This is a genomic window from Allobosea sp. RAF48 (genome assembly GCF_052114025.1).
GTDB lineage: Bacteria > Pseudomonadota > Alphaproteobacteria > Rhizobiales > Beijerinckiaceae > Allobosea.
On record NZ_JBFRDZ010000011.1, the window covers coordinates 131,839 to 150,054 of the forward strand.

Annotated in this window: 19 protein-coding genes; 12 read left to right on the forward strand and 7 right to left on the reverse strand. The window is 66.4% G+C overall.

Translation table 11 applies throughout. The annotated features are described in order from the left end of the window. Positions 1-57: 57 nt before the first annotated feature. Positions 58-528, reverse strand: a complete 471-nt coding sequence (locus AB4Z10_RS19715; protein WP_441472083.1) for an aminoacyl-tRNA deacylase — start codon at positions 526-528, stop codon at positions 58-60. Between the two features lie 198 nt (positions 529-726). After that, on the reverse strand, positions 727-3,387 hold the full coding sequence (topA, locus tag AB4Z10_RS19720) for a type I DNA topoisomerase (RefSeq protein ID WP_441472084.1): 2,661 nt from the start codon (positions 3,385-3,387) through the stop codon (positions 727-729). Between the two features lie 209 nt (positions 3,388-3,596). Here topA and panB point away from each other — a divergent pair, with 209 nt between their 5' ends. Then, complete coding sequence (panB, locus tag AB4Z10_RS19725) at positions 3,597-4,415, forward strand: 3-methyl-2-oxobutanoate hydroxymethyltransferase (RefSeq protein WP_441472085.1); 819 nt, start codon at positions 3,597-3,599, stop codon at positions 4,413-4,415. A gap of 28 nt (positions 4,416-4,443) precedes the next feature. On the opposite strand, the gene AB4Z10_RS19730 is transcribed toward panB, so the two are convergent. Next, on the reverse strand, positions 4,444-5,580 hold the full coding sequence (locus AB4Z10_RS19730) for a serine hydrolase domain-containing protein (protein WP_441472086.1): 1,137 nt from the start codon (positions 5,578-5,580) through the stop codon (positions 4,444-4,446). 157 nt (positions 5,581-5,737) lie between these two features. Between AB4Z10_RS19730 and AB4Z10_RS19735 the strand changes: the two genes are divergently transcribed. The 4 genes from AB4Z10_RS19735 (at position 5,738) to dprA (ending at position 9,994) form a co-directional block, all read left to right on the forward strand. After that, the gene (locus AB4Z10_RS19735) at positions 5,738-6,682 is read left to right on the forward strand and encodes an aspartate carbamoyltransferase catalytic subunit (RefSeq protein WP_441472087.1); all 945 of its coding nucleotides are present in this window, start codon (positions 5,738-5,740) and stop codon (positions 6,680-6,682) included. A 17-nt stretch (positions 6,683-6,699) separates the two neighbouring features. Next, on the forward strand, positions 6,700-8,001 hold the full coding sequence (pyrC, locus tag AB4Z10_RS19740) for a dihydroorotase (protein WP_441472088.1): 1,302 nt from the start codon (positions 6,700-6,702) through the stop codon (positions 7,999-8,001). Between the two features lie 133 nt (positions 8,002-8,134). Next, positions 8,135-8,758, forward strand: a complete 624-nt coding sequence (gene plsY, locus AB4Z10_RS19745) for a glycerol-3-phosphate 1-O-acyltransferase PlsY (RefSeq protein ID WP_441472089.1) — start codon at positions 8,135-8,137, stop codon at positions 8,756-8,758. 18 nt (positions 8,759-8,776) lie between these two features. Continuing rightward, positions 8,777-9,994 (forward strand): DNA-processing protein DprA, encoded by a 1,218-nt coding sequence (gene dprA, locus AB4Z10_RS19750; protein ID WP_441472127.1) that lies wholly within the window; start codon positions 8,777-8,779, stop codon positions 9,992-9,994. Between the two features lie 27 nt (positions 9,995-10,021). Here dprA and AB4Z10_RS19755 read toward each other — a convergent pair whose 3' ends face one another. Continuing rightward, the gene (locus AB4Z10_RS19755; protein ID WP_441472090.1) at positions 10,022-10,273 is read right to left on the reverse strand and encodes a hypothetical protein; all 252 of its coding nucleotides are present in this window, start codon (positions 10,271-10,273) and stop codon (positions 10,022-10,024) included. A 100-nt stretch (positions 10,274-10,373) separates the two neighbouring features. After that, the gene (locus AB4Z10_RS19760) at positions 10,374-11,288 is read right to left on the reverse strand and encodes an AEC family transporter (protein ID WP_441472091.1); all 915 of its coding nucleotides are present in this window, start codon (positions 11,286-11,288) and stop codon (positions 10,374-10,376) included. A gap of 224 nt (positions 11,289-11,512) precedes the next feature. Between AB4Z10_RS19760 and AB4Z10_RS19765 the strand changes: the two genes are divergently transcribed. After that, the gene (locus AB4Z10_RS19765) at positions 11,513-11,917 is read left to right on the forward strand and encodes a hypothetical protein (protein WP_441472092.1); all 405 of its coding nucleotides are present in this window, start codon (positions 11,513-11,515) and stop codon (positions 11,915-11,917) included. Positions 11,918-12,054: 137 nt separating this feature from the next. Beyond that, positions 12,055-12,432, forward strand: coding sequence for a hypothetical protein (locus AB4Z10_RS19770; RefSeq protein ID WP_441472093.1), 378 nt, complete (start codon positions 12,055-12,057; stop codon positions 12,430-12,432). Between the two features lie 41 nt (positions 12,433-12,473). On the opposite strand, the gene ruvX is transcribed toward AB4Z10_RS19770, so the two are convergent. Continuing rightward, positions 12,474-12,974, reverse strand: coding sequence for a Holliday junction resolvase RuvX (ruvX, locus tag AB4Z10_RS19775; protein WP_441472094.1), 501 nt, complete (start codon positions 12,972-12,974; stop codon positions 12,474-12,476). Positions 12,975-13,139: 165 nt separating this feature from the next. Here ruvX and AB4Z10_RS19780 point away from each other — a divergent pair, with 165 nt between their 5' ends. Next, a complete protein-coding gene (locus AB4Z10_RS19780; RefSeq protein ID WP_441472095.1) occupies positions 13,140-13,724 on the forward strand; it encodes a GNAT family N-acetyltransferase in 585 nt (194 codons plus the stop codon). Further along, positions 13,721-14,653: a hydroxyacid dehydrogenase gene (locus tag AB4Z10_RS19785; protein ID WP_441472096.1), complete on the forward strand. Its 933-nt coding sequence runs from the start codon at positions 13,721-13,723 to the stop codon at positions 14,651-14,653. The genes AB4Z10_RS19780 and AB4Z10_RS19785 overlap by 4 nt, the downstream gene beginning before the upstream one ends. 115 nt (positions 14,654-14,768) lie before the next feature. Here AB4Z10_RS19785 and ade read toward each other — a convergent pair whose 3' ends face one another. Continuing rightward, on the reverse strand, positions 14,769-16,469 hold the full coding sequence (ade, locus tag AB4Z10_RS19790) for an adenine deaminase (RefSeq protein WP_441472097.1): 1,701 nt from the start codon (positions 16,467-16,469) through the stop codon (positions 14,769-14,771). Positions 16,470-16,694: 225 nt separating this feature from the next. Here ade and AB4Z10_RS19795 point away from each other — a divergent pair, with 225 nt between their 5' ends. The 3 genes from AB4Z10_RS19795 (at position 16,695) to gatC (ending at position 18,167) form a co-directional block, all read left to right on the forward strand. Further along, positions 16,695-16,979 (forward strand): GIY-YIG nuclease family protein, encoded by a 285-nt coding sequence (locus tag AB4Z10_RS19795; protein WP_441472098.1) that lies wholly within the window; start codon positions 16,695-16,697, stop codon positions 16,977-16,979. 24 nt (positions 16,980-17,003) lie between these two features. Then, positions 17,004-17,702: a metal-dependent hydrolase gene (locus AB4Z10_RS19800; protein ID WP_441472099.1), complete on the forward strand. Its 699-nt coding sequence runs from the start codon at positions 17,004-17,006 to the stop codon at positions 17,700-17,702. A 177-nt stretch (positions 17,703-17,879) separates the two neighbouring features. Next, the gene (gene gatC, locus AB4Z10_RS19805; RefSeq protein ID WP_441472100.1) at positions 17,880-18,167 is read left to right on the forward strand and encodes an Asp-tRNA(Asn)/Glu-tRNA(Gln) amidotransferase subunit GatC; all 288 of its coding nucleotides are present in this window, start codon (positions 17,880-17,882) and stop codon (positions 18,165-18,167) included. The last annotated feature ends 49 nt before the right edge of the window (positions 18,168-18,216 follow it).

Here is an 18,216-nt window from a genome sequence, read left to right on the forward strand (position 1 = left end):
CCGATAAATATCCCGAGACCGATCACCGATAGCGCATCCGATCGGATGCGCGGCGATCTAGGATGGGTGGCTGAAGCTTGCCAGCCGCGCATCCTTCATCAGGCTGAGGAAGTCGGCACCGCTGACATGCACCAACGTCCGGTGGTCGCCGCCTTCGAAATAGACCTCCTTGGCGTCGCCGAGGCTCTTGTCGAGGATCACCGGTACCTCATAGGCCGACCCGACCGGTGGGACGGCGCCGATGTCGCAATCGGAGAATAGCGAGCCGATCTCGTCCTCGGAGGCGAGGCCGAGCCGCCTCTCCATCACATCCTGCAAGCGCGAGAGCTCGATCCGGTGCGTGCTCGGCACGACAGCGAGGACATAGCCGGTCTCGTGATGGACGACGACCGATTTGGCCAGCTTGCTACCGGGAATATGGGCCGCCTGCGCCGCCTGGCTGCTGGTAGCCGTGCGATTATGGGCGACGGTGTCATAGGCGATGCCTCGGCCGTCGATATAGCTTTGGAGCTTTTTGGCGATGGTCATGATAGGCGCCCCTCTCTTGCGTGGTGACGCATCAGTGTTGCTATCCTCCTCCCATCGCTGGCGAAGTCAACGGCGTCGGGCGAGCCTGTTTAGCCAAATCCTGCCCGCGAAAGTCGCGACGCAGAGGACCGCCCCGCTTCCCAATAGGAGCCAGGTTGCCAGGCGCATGGCTCCGCTCTCCGCCGCCGGTGGCGCAGGTCAGCCCGCAGCCTTGGCCTTGCTCTTGGCTGGCGCCTTTTCTGCCTTCTCGGCCGGCGCCTTCTTGGCGGCCGCCTTCTTCGCCGGAGCCTTGGCTTTCGCGCCGGCGGCGGCCTTGGCCTTGCCCTTGGCGCCGCCCTTCGTCTCGGCCTTGGCGTTCGCCAGCTCGATCGCCTGCTCCAGCGTGATGCTCTCGGCCGCCATCGTCTTGGGCAATGTCGCGAAGATCTTGCCCCAGGCGACATAGGGGCCGTACTTGCCCGCCTTCACTTCGAGCGTGCCGCCGGCCGGATGCTCGCCGAGCGCCCGTCCCGGCGTCGCCGCGCCACCGCGCCGGCCACCTCCGCCGCTCTCCTTGGCGACGATCAGGTCGATGGCGCGGTTGCCGCCGAGTTCGAGGACATCGTCGTCCTTGTCGATATTGGCGTAGGTCTTGCCGTGCTGGACATAAGGTCCGTAGCGGCCGATTCCGACCAGGATCGGCTCGCCCGACTCGGGATGCTTCGCCACCTCGCGCGGCAGGGCGAGCAGCGCCAGCGCCTTCTCCAGCGTCACGCTGGCCGGGCTCATGCCCTTGGGCAAGCTGGAGCGCTTCGGCTTCTCGCCCTCGCCGAGCTGGATATAGGGGCCGAAGCGGCCGTCGCGCAGCGTCACTTCGAGGCCGGTCACCGGATCGGTGCCGAGCACGCGCACGCCGGGCGTGCCCTGGCCGCCCTCGGCGGAAGCCTCCCCCTCAGCCGCCGGGACGGAGAGCGGACGGGTGTAACGGCATTCGGGATAGTTCGAGCAGCCGACGAAGGCGCCGAACTTGCCGAGCTTGAGCGAGAGCTGGCCGTTGCCGCAATTTGGGCAGACGCGCGGATCGGAGCCATCGGCCTTCTGCGGAAAGATATAGTCGCCGAGGATGCCGTTCAGCGCCTCCAGCACGTCGCCGACGCGCAGGTCCTTGGTCTCGCCGATCGAGGCCTGGAACTCCTCCCAGAACTCCCGCAGCAGCGCCTTCCAGTCGATCTCGGCGTTGGAGACGCGGTCGAGCTTTTCCTCGAGGTTCGCCGTGAAGTCGAACTCGACATAGCGTTTGAAGAAGCTCTCCAGGAACGACGTGACCAGCATGCCCTTGTCCTCGGGCACGAGGCGCTTCTTCTCGATGCGGACATATTCGCGGTCGCGCAAGGTCGAGAGGGTCGCGGCATAGGTCGATGGCCGGCCGATGCCGAGCTCTTCCATGCGCTTGACGAGGCTGGCTTCCGAGAAGCGCGGCGGCGGCTCGGTGAAGTGCTGATCGGCGGCGATGGCGCGCTTCTCCAGCTTGTCGCCCGCCTTCATCGCCGGCAGCTTCTTGGAGTCCTCGTCTTCCTCGTCGTCGCGGCTCTCCTGATAGAGCGTCAGGAAGCCGTCGAAGAGGACGACCTGTCCGGTGGCGCGCAGATCGAGATGGCGCGCGCCGACCTTCGCCGCGATGTCGACCGTGGTGCGCTCCATCTCGGCGGATTCCATCTGGCTCGCGATGGTGCGCTTCCAGATCAGCTCGTAGAGCTTCGCCTGCTCGGGTTCGAGCTGGCGCGCGACCATCGCCGGCAGCCGGCCGAGATCGGTCGGGCGGATCGCCTCGTGGGCCTCCTGCGCGTTCTTGGCCTTGACCGTGTACTTGCGGGGCACGTTGGGCACGTAGCGGTCGCCGAATTCCTTGCCGATGACGCGGCGGGCGGCGGCGATGGCCGACCCGTCCATGTCGACGCCGTCGGTTCGCATATAGGTGATGAGGCCGACCGTCTCGCCGCCGATGTCGACGCCTTCGTAGAGGCGCTGGGCGAGCTGCATCGTCCGCGCCGGAGCCAGGCCGAGCTTGCGCGAGGCCTCCTGCTGCAGCGTCGAGGTCTGGAAGGGCGGGTAGGGGTGGCGCTTGACCGGCTTGGCCTCGACCTCGCTCACGGTGAAGAGCGCTGTTTCCAGCGCTTCCTTGAAGGCCTTGGCCTCCTCGGCGTTGCCGATGTCGAGCCGGGCGATCTTCTTGCCGTCGGCGCCGACGAGCCGGGCTTCGAAGGTCTGGCCGGATTCTGTGGCGAGCGTCGCCACCAGGGACCAGTATTCGCGCGCCCGGAAGGCCTCGATCTCACGCTCGCGGTCGCAGACGAGGCGCAGGGCCACCGACTGCACGCGGCCGGCCGAACGGGCGCCCGGCAGCTTGCGCCAGAGCACCGGCGAAAGGGTGAAGCCGACGAGATAGTCGAGCGCGCGGCGTGCCAGATAGGCATCGACCAGCGCCTGGTCGATGGCGCGCGGATTGGCCAATGCCTTCTGCACGGCGTCCTTGGTGACGGCGTTGAAGGTGACGCGCTCGACCGGGATGCCCTTCAGCACCTTCTTCTGGTTGAGCGCCTCCAGCACGTGCCAGGAGATGGCCTCGCCCTCGCGATCCGGGTCGGTGGCGAGGATGAGCTTCTCGGCGCCCTTCACGGCGCGCGCGATCTCGGAGACCTGCTTGGCGCCGCGGCCCTCGATTTCCCATTTCATGGCGAAATCGTTGTCGGGCTCGACCGAGCCGTCCTTGGCCGGCAGGTCGCGGATATGCCCGAACGAGGCGATGACCTCGTAGTCGGAGCCGAGATATTTATTGATCGTCTTGGCCTTGGCCGGCGACTCGACGACGAGGAGCTTCATGATTTTCGTGTCTCGATAACGGCTCTGATCAGAGCGCGGAGCCGGCCCTAACGGACGGTTCCGCGACCCGCAAGACCGCTGCGGTTCGGATGATGCGCGCGAAAGTGGTTCAGCGGGCGGGCCGTGTCAAACGGCGATTGCGCTTTGCGTGTTGCACGGGACCGTTTAGGGCCATTCTCCGGCTTGGGCTACGAAATGGGGAGGCGAGCGTGTCTTCGCAAGCACAGATCAGGCGCCGGACGGCGTTGGACATCCGCAGCCGCAAGGGAGCGGAGCCGATCGTCTCCCTGACCGCCTATACGGCGCCGATGGCGGCGCTGGCCGATCGCCATTGCGATTTCCTGCTGGTCGGGGATTCTCTCGGCATGGTCGTGCATGGCCTCGACAGCACCGTGCCGGTCACGCTGGAGATGATGATCCTGCACGGACAGGCGGTGATGCGCGGCTCGCAGCGCGCACTGGTCGTCGTCGACATGCCGTTCGGCAGCTATGAGGAAAGCCCGGAGCAGGCTTTCCGCAACGCGGCCCGCGTCATGCGGGAGACCGGCTGTGGCGCGGTGAAGCTCGAAGGCGGGCAGCGCATGGCGAAGACCATCGCCTTCCTGGTGGAGCGCGGCATCCCCGTGATGGCCCATGTCGGGCTGACTCCGCAGGCGGTCAACGTGCTCGGCGGCTTCAAGGCGCAGGGGCGCAGCCGGGCCGAGTGGCCGGCGATTGCCGCCGATGCCGCGGCGGTGACGGAAGCCGGCGCCTTCGCCGTGGTGCTGGAAGCGGTGGCCGAGCCGCTTGCGGCCGAAATAACGGCCAGAATCGCGATCCCTACCATCGGCATCGGAGCCTCCGCCGCCTGCGACGGCCAGGTGCTCGTGCTCGACGACATGCTGGGCCTGACCGGGCGCGTGCCGAAATTCGTCAAGCTCTTCGGCAACCTTGCCGAGGATGTCGACAAGGCCGTGGCGGATTACGCTGCCGAGGTTCGGGCCCGGCGCTTTCCGGGGCCCGAACACGTCTATTCGGTGAAGGATTGAGCGCGAACCGGGCGAACGCGGCGCGCTCTCAGCTTTGCGCCGCCAGCAGGCGGTCGATGAAGCCTTCGGTCGAAGCTCCGTTGATCCAGCGCAGCACGGCGACGATGTCGCGCTCGGGCTCGACCCAGATCACGTTGCTGCCGGCGCCGAGCGCCGAGAAGGCGGTCTCGGGAACCCCCGATCGCGCGGCCGGGCCGCGTGCCAGCCACCAGAGATAGCCGTAATTGCCCAGCGTCGGGGAGGGGCTCAGCATCCGCTCGACCCAGGCCTGCGAAAGGAGCTGGCGGCCGTTCCACGCGCCCTTGCGGCCGATCAGCAGGCCGAAGCGGGCATGGTCGCGTGCGCCGATGAAGAGCCCGCCGCCCCAATGCCCGCCTCCGGGCACCGACTGGATCTCGCGCCCGTCGATCGTGACGGTGGATGTGCTGTAGCCCTGCCACTGCCAGTCCGGCGAGGCGCCGATCGGGTCCATGATCCGCTCGCGCAGCACCTCCGGCAGCGGCCGGCGGAAGCGCTTGAGCAGGGCGTGGCTCAGCACGTTCACCCGCACGTCATTGTATTCGTAAAAGCTGCCGGGCTCGCGCAGTTCGCGGCGCTGGCCCTTGCGGCTGTTGTCGGCACCGGGGCCGATCTGGCGGTTGTGATCGACCTGGTCGGACTTGCCGAATAGCTCGCCCTGCCATTCGCTCGACTGCTGCAGCAGATGGCGCCAGGTGATGGCGCCATTGTGGGGGCCGGCGAAGGCGGAATCGTCGACGCTCTTGCCGACCGGCTCCTCGACGTCCCGGATCAGCCCATCGTCGAAGGCGATGCCGGCGAGCACGGACAGATAGCTCTTGGCGATCGAGAAGGTCATGTCGGTGCGGCTCGTGTCGCCCCATTCGGCAACGATGCGACCACCCTTCAGGATGAGCCCTGCCGGGCCGCCACGCTCGCGGACAGGCCCGACGATCTCCGTCCAGGGACCCGTCTCATTCCACTCGACATTTCCGACATAGCTGCCGTCCGGATAGTAGAGGCTGCGGGGCCAGGGGCTTTCGTGATCCTGGGCAAAGGCGACCGCTGCCGCGAGCCTGCTGACGTCGAGGCCGGCCTCGGCCGGGGGGAGGGCTTCCCATTCGATGCCGTGAGACGCTGGAACAAAGGCGGTCGTGGAGGCGGACAAGGCTTGATCCCTTCGGCAAAACGTGGGGAGCGAACGGCGAGGCATCTGACCTAGCGCCAATCGGACGCAAGCTCCACCGCTGCGCGCGGCATGACAGCCTTTCTCTATTCGGGCGGCTTGCGCCGGGGGCGAGTCGCGCCTAAACAGCGACCTTCAAATGACATCGCCAGCCCCGCTCTATCCGCACCGCCACCTGCTCGGCATCGAGGGGTTGTCCCATCTCGACATCGAGGGGCTGTTGGACCGGGCCGAGGCCTATGTCGCGCTCTCCCGGCAGGTCGAGAAGAAGACGGCGACGCTGCGCGGCCGCACCCAGATCAACCTGTTCTTCGAGCCCTCGACCCGCACGCAGGCCTCCTTCGAGCTTGCGGGAAAGCGGCTGGGCGCCGACGTGATGAACATGTCCGTCGCATCGTCCTCGGTGAAGAAGGGCGAGACGCTGATCGACACTGCCGCGACCCTCAACGCGATGCGGCCGGACATCATCGTGGTGCGGCACCACGCTGCCGGCGCGGTCAATCTGCTCGCCCGCAAGGTGAGCTGCTCGGTGGTCAATGCCGGTGACGGCGCTCACGAGCACCCGACGCAGGCGCTACTCGACGCGCTGACGATCCGCCGCAACAAGGGCCGCATCCAGGGGCTGACCGTGGCGATCTGCGGTGACATCCTGCATTCGCGCGTCGCCCGCTCCAACATCATCCTGCTCAACGCGCTCGGCGCCAAGGTGAGGCTGATCGCGCCTTCCACCCTGATGCCGGCGGGCATCGAGCGCATGGGCGTCGAGCTCTATACCGATATGAACAAAGGGCTCGAAGGCGCTGATATCGTGATGATGCTGCGTCTGCAGCTCGAGCGGATGCACGGTGCCTTCGTGCCGTCCTCGAAGGAGTATTTCCGCTATTACGGCCTCGATCGCGAGAAGCTCGAGCGCGCCGCGCCCGATGCGCTGGTGATGCATCCGGGACCGATGAACCGCGGCGTCGAGATCTCGTCGGAAGTGGCTGATGGCGCGCAGTCGCTGATCCGCGAGCAGGTCGAGATGGGTGTTGCCGTCCGCATGGCCGTGCTCGATGCCCTCGCCCAGCATCTGCCGAATATCTGAGCGTGGCGGGACCGAACATGGCTGAAACGCAGGATATCGCGATCGTCAACGCGCTCCTCATCGACCCGGCGTCCGGGCGCGAGGGCAAGGGTTCCGTCTTGCTGAGCGGCGGCGCCGTCGCCTCGGTCGCATGGGGGGCTGACCCCGCGACGGGCGAGGGCGTGCGCCGCATCGACGCGAAGGGGCAGGTGCTGACGCCGGGCCTGATCGACCTGCGCGCTTTCCTCGGCGAGCCCGGCGCCGAATTCCGCGAGACGCTCGGCTCGGGCTCGCAGGCGGCTGCCGCGGGCGGTGTCACCACTATCGTCTGCCGGCCGGATACGGACCCGCCGATCGACGATCCCGCCATCATCGACTTCCTGAAGCGCCGTGCCCGCGACAAGGCGATCGTCAACGTGCTGCCCTGCGCCGCCTTGACCAAGGGGCTGGAAGGCCGGGAGATCACCGAATTCGGCCTGCTTCTAGAGGCCGGAGCGGTCGCGTTCGGCGACGGCGCCAGGGCCTTGCGCAACCCGCAGGTGATGCGCCGCGCCATGATCTACGCCCGCAACTTCGACGCGCTGATCATGAACCATGTCGAGGACCCGGAACTGCGCGGTTCCGGCGTGATGAACGAGGGCGAGTTCGCCAGTCGCAAGGGCCTGCCCGGCATCCCGCTCGAGGCCGAGACGGTGATGCTGGAACGCGACATCCGCCTCGCCCGCGCCACCGGCGCCCGCTATCACGCCGCGATGATCTCCTGCGCGGAATCGGCTGAACTCGTACGCCGCGCCAAGCAGGACGGCGCCCGCATCACCTGCGGCGTCTCCATCAACAATCTCACCCTCAACGAGAACGACGTCGGCGACTACCGGACCTTCTGCAAGGTCTCGCCGCCGCTTCGCCACGAGGATGATCGCCTCGCTCTGGTCGCCGCGCTCGCCGAAGGCGTGATCGACGCTGTCGTCTCCGACCATGATCCGCAGGACGTCGAGACCAAGCGCCAGCCCTTCGCCGAGGCAGCGGACGGCGCGCTCGGCATTGAGACCATGCTGTCGGCCGCGCAGCGGCTGGTGCAGGCGGGCCATATCGGGCTGCCCCAGCTTCTCGCCGCCCTGTCGGCGCGGCCGGCCGCCTTGCTCGGCCTGCCATCGGGCCGGCTTGCTCCGGGTGCTCCCGCCGACCTCGTCCTGTTCGACCCCGAGGCGCCGTTCGTCGTCGACAAGCGCAAGCTCAAGTCGCGCGCCAAGAACTCGCCCTTCGACGAGGCTCGCCTGGAAGGCATCGTAGCCGCGACGATCGTCGCCGGGCGGGTGGTGTATGAGGGCGAGCCGGGCTAGATCGCCGCGCGTCCTTCCGGACGCCAAGTGGCAATCTATCTCTTTGCCGTAGCACCGGATTTGCCCGAAAAGTGGTTTCCACTTTTCGGTCCGATGTTCTAGGCTGCCCGTGGACTGTGGGGAATAGGGCGGCATGACCGATGTTCTGAACTGGAGCCTTTCCGGCTCCGCAACGCTGATCGCGCTCGTCGTCGGCTATCTCTTCGGCTCCATTCCCTTTGGCATCATCCTGACGCGGCTGGCGGGCGGGCCGGATTTGCGCAGCATCGGCTCCGGCAATATCGGCGCGACCAATGTCCTGCGCACCGGCAACAAGAAGCTCGCGGCCGCTACCCTCGTCGGCGACATGCTGAAGGGAACGGTGGCGGTCATCGTCGGCGCGCGCCTGCTCGGCGGGCCGGAGGCGGCGCTGGCGGCGGGCATCGGCGCCTTTCTCGGCCATCTCTTCCCGGTCTGGGTCGGCTTCAAGGGCGGCAAGGGCGTCGCGACCTATCTCGGCGTGCTGATCGGCGTGAAGGCCTCGATCGCGCTCGTCTTCGCCGCGGTCTGGCTGAGCGTCGCCTATCTCTCGCGTTACTCCTCACTCTCGGCGCTGGTGGCCAGCCTGCTGACGCCGCTGCTGCTCTGGTTCTGGGCCGGCATGCACCAGGCGGCCATCGTCATGGCCATCCTGACCGTGCTGCTCTGGATTATGCACCGGACCAATATCGCCCGGCTTCTGGCCGGGCGCGAAGGCAAGATCGGCCAGAAGGGCTGAGAGCTGAACATGGCTGGCATCGTCCTCTCCGATCGCCAGCGTCTCGATTGGCTGAGGCTGATCCGCAGCGAGAGCATCGGCCCGCGCAGCTTCCGTTCCCTGATGAACCGTTTCGGCGGGGTTGGTGCTGCGCTCGAGGCCTTGCCCGACCTCGCGCGACGAGCAGGCCGTCCAATCCGCATCTGCCAGCCCGCCGAGGCGGAACGCGAGATCGAGGCGCTGCGACGTCTCGGCGGCTGCCTGATCGCGCTCGGCGAAGCGGAGTACCCCATACCGCTGCGGGCGATCGATTCGGCGCCGCCGCTGATCGCGGTGCTCGGGCAGGTGCAGTCTCTCCAGAGGCCGGCGGTCGCCCTCGTCGGTTCCCGCAATGCCTCCGCGGCAGGAATGAAGTTCACCGGCCGGCTGGCGCGCGAGCTCGGCGAGGCCGATTTCGCCATTGTCTCGGGGCTCGCCCGCGGCATCGACACGGCAGCCCACCAGGCCAGCCTCGATACCGGCACGATCGCCGTGCTCGCTGGCGGGCTCGATGAAATCTATCCGCCGCAAAACATCCCTCTGGCGGAACGCATCGCCGAGCAGGGCGCCATCGTCAGTGAGATGCCGCTCGGCTGGGTCGCAAGGGCGCGCGATTTCCCCCGGCGTAACCGGCTGGTTTCCGGCCTCTCGCTCGGCACTGTGGTGGTCGAGGCGGCACGTCGCTCGGGTTCGTTGATCACGGCGCGCTTCGCCAACGAGCAGGGCAGGTTGGTCTTTGCCGTGCCGGGCTCGCCGCTCGATCCACGTGCCGAAGGCGGGAACCATCTGATTCGGGAGGGAGCGACGCTTTGCGCCGAAGCGGCGCATGTCATCGAGGCGCTCGCGCCGTTGCGCCGGCAGGACCCGGCCTCCTGGCTGGAGCGCTCGGCGCTGCGGGAGGCCGCCGGCGAACCGGCGAGCGAGGCGATGTGGGATGAACTCGATCTGCCGGAGGTGGCGCCGGCGCCGGGGTTCATCCGACATGAAGGGGATTTCGATCCCCCGCCATCGGCCGAGAAGGTCAAGAGGGCTACCTTGCAGCCAGGTCTCGGGCGCCTCGTGCTGGAATTGCTGGGACCGACGCCAATCGCGCTCGATGACCTCGTCCGCGCGAGCGGTCATGCCGCGCGCGAGATCAACCGGGTACTGGTCGAATTGGAAATCGAAGGGCAAGTGCGCCGTCACCCCGGAGGGGCGTTGTCGCGGGCGCGCTTCTGACCTGCTTCGTGTTCGGATGGCTGAGGTCTACCGGTCCTTGCCGTTCGATTTGATCAGGCGCTCGATTTCGGCGGACGCCTCGATCCGCGTCATCTCCAGGAAGTAGGACAAGGTCTCGAGCTTCGTGCCGCGCGCCATGCCTCGCAGCTCGGCTGCCATGCTCTCGATGAAGGATGCAGCCTCCAGCGCGGTCATCGGTCGATCGGGAATGGTGTCGTCCTGCTCGTCGAGGTCCGGTTCGGGCGGAACCAGCTTTCGCGCCTTCGGCTTCATGCGCATGGATTCCCTCGTCTGGCAGGCACGGAACTCGTTCGCAGGCGTTCCCTTACGATATGCAATTATAAATTGTATTCTCTTGAAAATTTCAAGCTCTGCTTGCTTACGTCAGCAGGAGTACGGCGACTGGAAGCGTTGCGAGTGCCAGCAGGGTTTGAAGGGTTGTGATCTCGGCCATGAGCGGTGCGTCGCCGCCGAGATCGCGGGCGAGGAAATAGGCGGCTGTCGCGGTAGGGACGGCGCCGGCGACGATCGTCATGGTCAGGGCCGGGCCGGTGACGCCGAACCAGCCGGCATAGAGCCACGCCGCCAGCGGCATCACCGCGAGCTTCAACCCGGCCGCGACCCAATGGGCCAGGCGAGGGCGCGCAAGGCGATTGAGATCGAGCGCAGAGCCTACGACCAGCAGGCCGATGCCGAGGGAAGCCCGCCCCAGGACGTCGAGATAGCCGGTGAAAGCCGAAGGCAGCAGCCACTGGACCTGATTGAGGGCAAGGCCCACGGCAGAGGACCAGATGAAGGGGTTGTACAGGATCGAGCGCACTGTGCCGCCAACGCTCATTGGTTTGCCGTTGGCAAAGCGCGCGAGGACGACGACGCACATGACGTTGAGCAAGGGGATCATCGCGGCGACGGCGATCGCCATCAGAGTCGCGCCGTTGCGGCCTTGCAGGCCGGCGGCGAGCGCCAGTGCGACGAAGGTGTTCCAGCGGACCGAGCCCTGGAAAATCGAGGTGAAGGCGGGCCCGCCGATGCCCGCTCGGGCCAGGAGCGGCCGAGTCACGAGCAGAAGCGCAGCGACGCTGAGAATGGCAAGGACGAGGCTCGCCCCCATGGCAATGACCGGTACGCTGCGCAGATCGGCCATGGCGAGGGTATGGATGACGACGGCCGGGAAAAGGACCTGATAAGTCAGGCGCTCGACGCCCAGCCAATGCGAGGGCGAAACGAGGTTACGGACTTTCAGGACCCACCCTGTCGCGATGACGAGGAAAACGGCGATCAGGCTATCGAGCATGGCAGGCCGGCAAAGTGGGGCAGGAACAACGGAACCCGTCATCGGTTGAAGCGACAAGGATCGAACGATCCTGTTCCATGGCGGCCCACAGCCGGCAAGGGTGTTGACGGAGAGGCGTTGTGTCCGTGCCGCAATGCTGCCGCGATTGGTTCAGGTCGCATTCAACCGGATCGAGCGAACCTGTATTCATGGTTCGGGGCGGTCCCGAGAAAGGAGATGCCGTCATGATCTCTCTGGGTAAGAAGTTCGCCGTCTCGCTGGCTGCCGCAGGTTTGGCGGTGAGCAGCTACGCGGTTCCCGCTATGGCGAAGGAGCAGCGCCTGTTCGATGCGGCGCGGCTCGACAAGGCGCAGGCCGGATATACCCAGTACTACCGCGGCTACCGCGGTGGGTACCGCGGCGGCTACTACGGCTATCGTGGCCCGTCGCGCGGCGCTGCGATCGCGGGGGCCGTTGGCCTCGGTATCCTCGGCGCGGCGGCTGTCGCGGCGAACAACCGGGCCTATGCGGCACCGTACTACGATGAAGGCTACTACGCGGCTCCGCCGCCGCCGGTCTATGCTTATCCGCAGCGCTACTATGCGCCCTACGGCTATTATGCGCCGTATGATTTCCGCGATCATCGCTGAGGTCGCGGCCTGAAGTGCCTTGCAAGGCCCGCGCAATCTGCGCGGGCCTATTTTTGTGGGGTTGTCAGGGAAATCTTCGCGATTGAACGCCAGAACGATAGCGTCACATATGTTTGGAAGGCTGAGGTATCACTGAAATGGCGTCCCTTCGAAATGCTCTGATCGCCGGGCTGGGGTTGGCGATGGTCGGCTGGGCCGGTGTTCAGCCCGCCGCAGCGCAATATTACGCCGGCCCGAACTATGATCGCTCCTATGAGCGTCGCTCCGGCGATGGCTATGAGCGCCGTGGCTACGGGCGCAACGACGATCGCAGGGATTGGCGCGACGACCGCCGCGGTTCCGGCCGCGACGATGCCCGCGGAGACTGGGGCAATGATCGCCGGCCCGGCTTCGACAGCGGCCGCCGCCAGCAGGACCCGATGGCAGGCATGACGATGGAAGAGCGCAAGCGCGCCATCAAGAACGAGCGCGAAGCGCAGAAGAAGGCGTTCAAGCGCGGGATTCTGCTCAACTGAGCCCTCCGGGAAGCCGCCTCATTCTTCGTCGAGGCGGTTTTTCAATGGAACTCGTCTTGCTCGCCTTCCAGCGGAATGAGCCGGCCCAGCCTGTCGAGCGCGCCCTGCAGGATGTAGGCGGCTGCCATCTTGTCGACGACCGCCGCGCGCTTGGCGCGCGAGGCGTCGGCATCGAGCAGCGTGCGTGTCACGGCCATCGTCGACATCCGCTCATCCCAAAACACGATCGGCAGATCGGTGAGGGGGGCGAGGTTGCGCACGAAGGCGCGGGTGGACTGCACGCGCGGCCCCTCCGTGCCGTCCATGTTGAGCGGCAGGCCGATCACCAGCCCCGCGATCTGGTGCTTTTGAGCAATCTTCAGCAGCGCGGCTGCGTCGAGCCCGAACTTCACCCGCTGGATTGTCTCCAGCGGCGTCGCGATCTGCCGCTCCAGATCGGAGAGCGCCAGACCGATCGTCTTGGAGCCGAGATCGAGACCGAGCAGGCGCGCATGCGCCGGCAGGTCGAGGAAGGCTTCGAGCGGGACGACGGCGCTGGTCATGGCATGGCGGTATCACGCGCCGGGCTGTCTCGCGAGCGATACCTGTTGCGATGCATGCGAGGAATGGCGGGTTTCCGCTCCCTGTAGCGCGGAAGTCATCGCGCATCGTCGGCCGTCGCGCTATACGCGCCGGCTATCGGACTCTTCCCAAAAAGGATGCCTGCCGTGCCGGCGCGGATCTCGCTGCAAGTTCCCGACAAGTCCCTGCTCGACGCCTACCAGGCGGCCTTGCGCGGCGGCTGGTCGCCGAACACGACGCGCAACGTCGCGCCCGAGCAGCTCGCCGCGATCGCCGCCGACCCGGACGCCTTCCTCGCCGAAACCCGTGGCGGTCCCGGCCGCATCAAGCTGCCGGATGGCCGCGAGGTCGATCGCATTCCCGGCCCGACGCGCTGGATCTTCGCCGAGGACCGGCCGGAGCGGCCCTTCATCGGCTCGATCAACCTGCGCTGGCAGGAGGATGTCGAAGGCAGGGCTGTGTTCGCCTTGCCCGAGCATGTGCTCGGACATATCGGCTACACCATCCTGCCGGCCTTCGCCGGCCGTGGTTATGCCACCGCCGCGCTCGCTGCGATGCTCAGCGTCGCGCGCGAGGCCGGGCTGCCGGAAATTTCCATCACCTGCGACGTCGAGAACCACGCCTCGCGCCGCATCATCGAGAAGAACGGCGGCCGGCTGGTCGAGACTTTCGTCGCGCCGCTCTATAGCCCCGATCCACGCCTTCGTTTCATCGTCAGCACCGCCCCATGACCGACATCGTCATCACCGAATTCATGGACGACACCGCTGTCGCCAATCTCAAGGCGCGCTTCGCGGTCCACTACGATCCCGAGCTCTATGCCAGCCCGGACGAGATGGCGCGGCTCGTCGCCGACGTCCCGGCCGTAATCGTGCGCAACCAGACTCAGGTCCGCGGCAAGGTGCTGGAGGCGGCGAGGGCGCTGAAGGTGATCGGCCGCCTCGGCGTCGGCCTCGACAATCTCGACATGGAAGCCTGCGCGGCTCGCGGCATCCGCGTCTTCCCGGCGACCGGCGCCAACAGCCTGTCCGTCGTCGAATATGTCATCGGCACGACGATGACCCTGCTGCGCGGCGCATATTTCGCCAATGCCGCGATGGTCTCCGGCGAATTCCCCAAGACCAAGTTGATCGGCCGCGAGATCGCCGGCAAGCTGATGGGCCTCGTCGGCTTCGGCGCCATCGCACGCGACGTCGCTCATCATGCCCGCGCTGTTGGAATGGAGGTCGCCGCCTTTCATCCGCGCCTGCCTGCCGACGACCCGGCCTGGAGCGGCGTCCGGCGGCTGGAACTCGACGAATTGCTGGCAGAGGCCGACGTCATCAGCCTGCATGTCCCGCTGACCTCGGAAACCCGCGGCATGATCGACGCGAAGGCCTTCGCCCGCATGAAGCCGGACGCCATCCTGATCAACACCGCGCGCGGCGGCATCATGGACGAGGTGGCTTTGGTCAAGGCGCTCAAGGCCGGCAAGCTCGGCGGCGCGGCGATCGATGTCTATGAGCAGGAGCCGCTCGGCAAGGACGCGGCCAAGGTCTTCGCGGGTGCGCCCAACCTGATCCTGACCCCGCATATCGCCGGCAACACGGTGGAGTCGAACGGCCGCGTCTCCGGCCTCGTCGCCGAGAAGGTCATGGCGGCGCTGGAGGAGAGGATCTAGCGGCGGGTTGGTGTCATTCTCGGGCGCAGCGAAGCGCAGACCCGAGAATCTCAGGACGAGAAGACGGCGGTTTCCGAGATGCTCGGGTCAAGCCCGAGCATGACGTCGCGAAGCTTCACACGAAATCGAAGCGATCGACATCGACGAGCCCCTTGTCGGTGATCTTGAGGTGCGGAATCACCGGCAGCGTCAGGAAGGCCACCTGCAGGAAGGGCTCGGCCAGCACGACGCCGAGCGCCTTCGCCGCGGCGCGCAAGTCTTCCAGATCGTGGCGCACAGCCTCGAAGGGCTGCTCGCTCATCAGCCCGGCGACCGGCAGCGCCAGCTCCGCGGTGACCTTGCCATCATCCGCCACGGCGAAGCCGCCGCCGATCTCGATCAGCCGGTTGGCCGCCGCCGCCATCGACGCATCGTCCACCCCAACCACGCAGAGATTGTGGCTGTCATGCCCGACCGAGGAGGCGATGGCGCCGCGCTTCATACCGAAGCCGTGGACGAAGCCGGTGGCGATGCCGCCGTTCTTGCCGTGACGCTCGACGACGGTGACCTTGATCGCATCCAGCGCGAGATCGGGCAGCGCTTCGCCATCGCGCGAGGGCAGGGACATCGACAACCGCTCGGTGATGATCCGCCCCGGCACCACCCCGATCACCGGCGTCTCGCCGTCCCGGGCCTGGGCCCGGAAGGATGCCGGCGTGACGGGCCGGCACTTCACGCTGCCGAGCCCGACCGGCGCGATGCTTCTGCGATCCGCGAACAGCGCCTCCTCCACCAGCCGCCCCCCGGTCAGCACCTGCTTCACCGAGCAGGCGGCGAGGTCTTCGACCAGCACGATATCGGCGCGTTTGCCCGGCCCGATGAAGCCGCGGTCGAACAGCCCGAAATTCCGCGCCGCCGAGAGCGAGGCTATGCGGTAGGTCGCCAGCATATCCGCGCCCTCGGCGATGGCGGTGCGGATCATGTAGTCGAGATGGCCTTCCTCGCCGATGTCGAGCGGGTTGCGATCATCGGTGCAGAAGGCGAGGAAGGGCGAGGCATCGCGCGAGATCAGCGAGATCAGCTGATGCAGGTCCTTCGAGACCGAGCCCTCGCGGATCAGGATTGCCATGCCCTTGGCGAGCTTTTCGCGGGCTTCGTCGGCGGTCGTCGTCTCGTGGTCGGTGCGGATGCCGGCGGCGAGATACGCGTTGAGGTCCATGCCGCGCACCAGGGGTGCGTGGCCGTCGATATGGCGATGGGAGAAGGCCTCCAGCTTGGCGAGGCAAGCGGGATCGCGATGGATCACGCCGGGGAAGTTCATGAACTCGGCGAGCCCGATCACCTTCGGATGGTCCATCATCGGTGTCAGATCGCCGGCCTCGAGCCGGGCGCCGGCGGTTTCCAGATGGGTGGCCGGCACGCAGCTCGACAAATTGACGCGCAGATCCATCCGCATAGCCTCGGCGCAGGCGAGGAAATAGCGGATGCCCTCGGCGCCCAGTACATTGGATATCTCGTGCGGGTCGCAGATCGCCGTGGTGACGCCATGCGGCAGCACGCAGCGCTCGAATTCGAGCGGCGTCACCAGCGAGGATTCGATATGCAGATGCGTGTCGATGAAGCCGGGCACGGCGATGAGGCCCTTGGCGTCGATGACGCGCTTGCCTTCGTAGTTGCCATAGGTCCCGACGATGGTGTCGCCGCAGATGGCGATGTCGCTGTCGACCAGCGCACCAGTGACGAGATCGAGAAGCTTCGCGCCCTTGATGACGAGATCGGCCGGCTCGTCGCCATGGCCCTGGGCGATCCGGCGGGCGAGTGTGGCGGCGTCGGTCATGGGGATATTTCTGTCTGGCATCATCGCACGAACCTGCACGGGCTGTTCCAGCTTGTCGATACTTCCTCAACGCGGGTCATCCCGGGCAAGCGGCGAAGCCGCGCCGACCCGGGATCCATGCCGGAACCTTCTGAGTTGTCTGCCGAGCCCGTTCTTGTCAGATTCCGGCATGGATCCCGGGTCTACGCTTCGCTGCGCCCGGGATGACCCGCATGTGGGGTGGGGATGTGGTTCTATATTCTCGCAAGCCAAAAGAACGGCACGCTCTATGTCGGTGTGACCAATCAACTATCCCGCCGCGTCGAGGAGCATCGGGGCGGCCGCGGTTCAGAATTTGCGAGACGTTATGGCGTCACGCGCCTGGTCTATGCTGAGCACTACGACGATCCCGCGGAAGCCATTGCCCAGGAAAAGCGCGTCAAGCATTGGCAGCGGAATTGGAAGGTCGCTCTCATCGAACGTGCCAACCCCGATTGGAATGATCTATATCCGATCACGCATCTTGATTGACCCGTACGTTTCCGGAGCCTTCGCATGAAACTCACCTGGTACGGCCACTCCGCCTTCCGCGTCGACATCGACGGCGCCGCCATCCTGATCGACCCGTTCTTCACGGGGAATCCAGCCTTCGAGGGCGATATCGCCGCGATCTCCAAGGGCGTGAGCCACATCGTCGTCACCCACGGCCATGGCGACCATGTCGGCGATACGCTCGACATCGCGGGCAAGACCGGCGCGACCGTCATCACCAACTACGATCTCGCCATGCATCTGGCCTCGCAAGGGCTGAAGAGCTTCCAGCCGATGAATACCGGCGGCGCGGTCGACCTCGGCCCGTTCAGCGTCACGCTTGTCCGCGCCGATCACTCGGCCGGTATGGGCGAGGGCGGCGTCAACGTTCCGGTCGGCAGCGCCAACGGAGCGATCATCAAGGCCAGGGGTGAGAAAGCGCTCTGGCATATGGGCGACACCGACATCTTCTCCGACATGGCCCTGCTCAGCGAGATCCATGGCGTCGAGGCCTGCATCTGCCCGATCGGCGACCGCTTCACCATGGGCGGCAAGGTCGCCGCGCTCGCCATGACCCGCTTCGTCAAGCCGAAGGTCGCGATCCCCAGCCATTACGGCACCTTCCCGATCATCGACCAGAACGCCGACACCTTCGTCGCTGGCATGCAGGGCAGCGGCATCGAGGTCGTCCTGCCGAAGAAGGGCGAGGCTTTCGCGATCTGATCTCGCCGTCGTTCTCCGCCGGAGCGCAACGGAGAGCCAAGAATCTCTGAATAGAGAGATGGTCGGGGCAAGCCCGACCATCACGCGCTTCGTCTTAGCCCTTACTTACGCGCCGCCATCTGCTATAGCGCGGCGAACCGTTTCCGGCGCCAGCAGCGCCTTTGTCAGGAGTCCGCCATGTCGGTCGATCTCGCCACCGTCAAACGCGTCGCGCATCTCGCGCGCATCGCCGTGCCGGAGGCCGATCTGCCCAAGCTGCAAGGCGAGCTCAACGCCATTCTCGGCTTCGTCGAGCAACTCAACGAGGTGAATGTTGACGGCGTCGAGCCGATGACCTCGGTGACGCCGATGGCGATGAAGCAGCGCGAGGACGTGGTGAACGACGGCGAGATCGCCGACATGATCGTCGCCAACGCCCCGGTTTCCGAGGACAACTATTTCATGGTGCCGAAGGTGATCGAATAAGCGCGAGGCGCGCCTGTTCGATCATCCCGGAGGCGAAGCGCCATCCGGG

Bases quoted from the DNA above. Each gene is read 5' to 3' on its own strand.
- AB4Z10_RS19715 (WP_441472083.1), bottom strand. From the start codon at position 528: ATGACCATCGCCAAAAAGCTCCAAAGCTATATCGACGGCCGAGGCATC.
- topA (WP_441472084.1), bottom strand. From the start codon at position 3,387: ATGAAGCTCCTCGTCGTCGAGTCGCCGGCCAAGGCCAAGACGATCAAT.
- AB4Z10_RS19735 (WP_441472087.1), top strand. From the start codon at position 5,738: ATGACATCGCCAGCCCCGCTCTATCCGCACCGCCACCTGCTCGGCATC.
- pyrC (WP_441472088.1), top strand. From the start codon at position 6,700: ATGGCTGAAACGCAGGATATCGCGATCGTCAACGCGCTCCTCATCGAC.
- plsY (WP_441472089.1), top strand. From the start codon at position 8,135: ATGACCGATGTTCTGAACTGGAGCCTTTCCGGCTCCGCAACGCTGATC.
- AB4Z10_RS19755 (WP_441472090.1), bottom strand. From the start codon at position 10,273: ATGCGCATGAAGCCGAAGGCGCGAAAGCTGGTTCCGCCCGAACCGGAC.
- AB4Z10_RS19760 (WP_441472091.1), bottom strand. From the start codon at position 11,288: ATGCTCGATAGCCTGATCGCCGTTTTCCTCGTCATCGCGACAGGGTGG.
- AB4Z10_RS19765 (WP_441472092.1), top strand. From the start codon at position 11,513: ATGATCTCTCTGGGTAAGAAGTTCGCCGTCTCGCTGGCTGCCGCAGGT.
- AB4Z10_RS19770 (WP_441472093.1), top strand. From the start codon at position 12,055: ATGGCGTCCCTTCGAAATGCTCTGATCGCCGGGCTGGGGTTGGCGATG.
- ruvX (WP_441472094.1), bottom strand. From the start codon at position 12,974: ATGACCAGCGCCGTCGTCCCGCTCGAAGCCTTCCTCGACCTGCCGGCG.
- AB4Z10_RS19785 (WP_441472096.1), top strand. From the start codon at position 13,721: ATGACCGACATCGTCATCACCGAATTCATGGACGACACCGCTGTCGCC.
- ade (WP_441472097.1), bottom strand. From the start codon at position 16,469: ATGACCGACGCCGCCACACTCGCCCGCCGGATCGCCCAGGGCCATGGC.
- AB4Z10_RS19795 (WP_441472098.1), top strand. From the start codon at position 16,695: ATGTGGTTCTATATTCTCGCAAGCCAAAAGAACGGCACGCTCTATGTC.
- AB4Z10_RS19800 (WP_441472099.1), top strand. From the start codon at position 17,004: ATGAAACTCACCTGGTACGGCCACTCCGCCTTCCGCGTCGACATCGAC.
- gatC (WP_441472100.1), top strand. From the start codon at position 17,880: ATGTCGGTCGATCTCGCCACCGTCAAACGCGTCGCGCATCTCGCGCGC.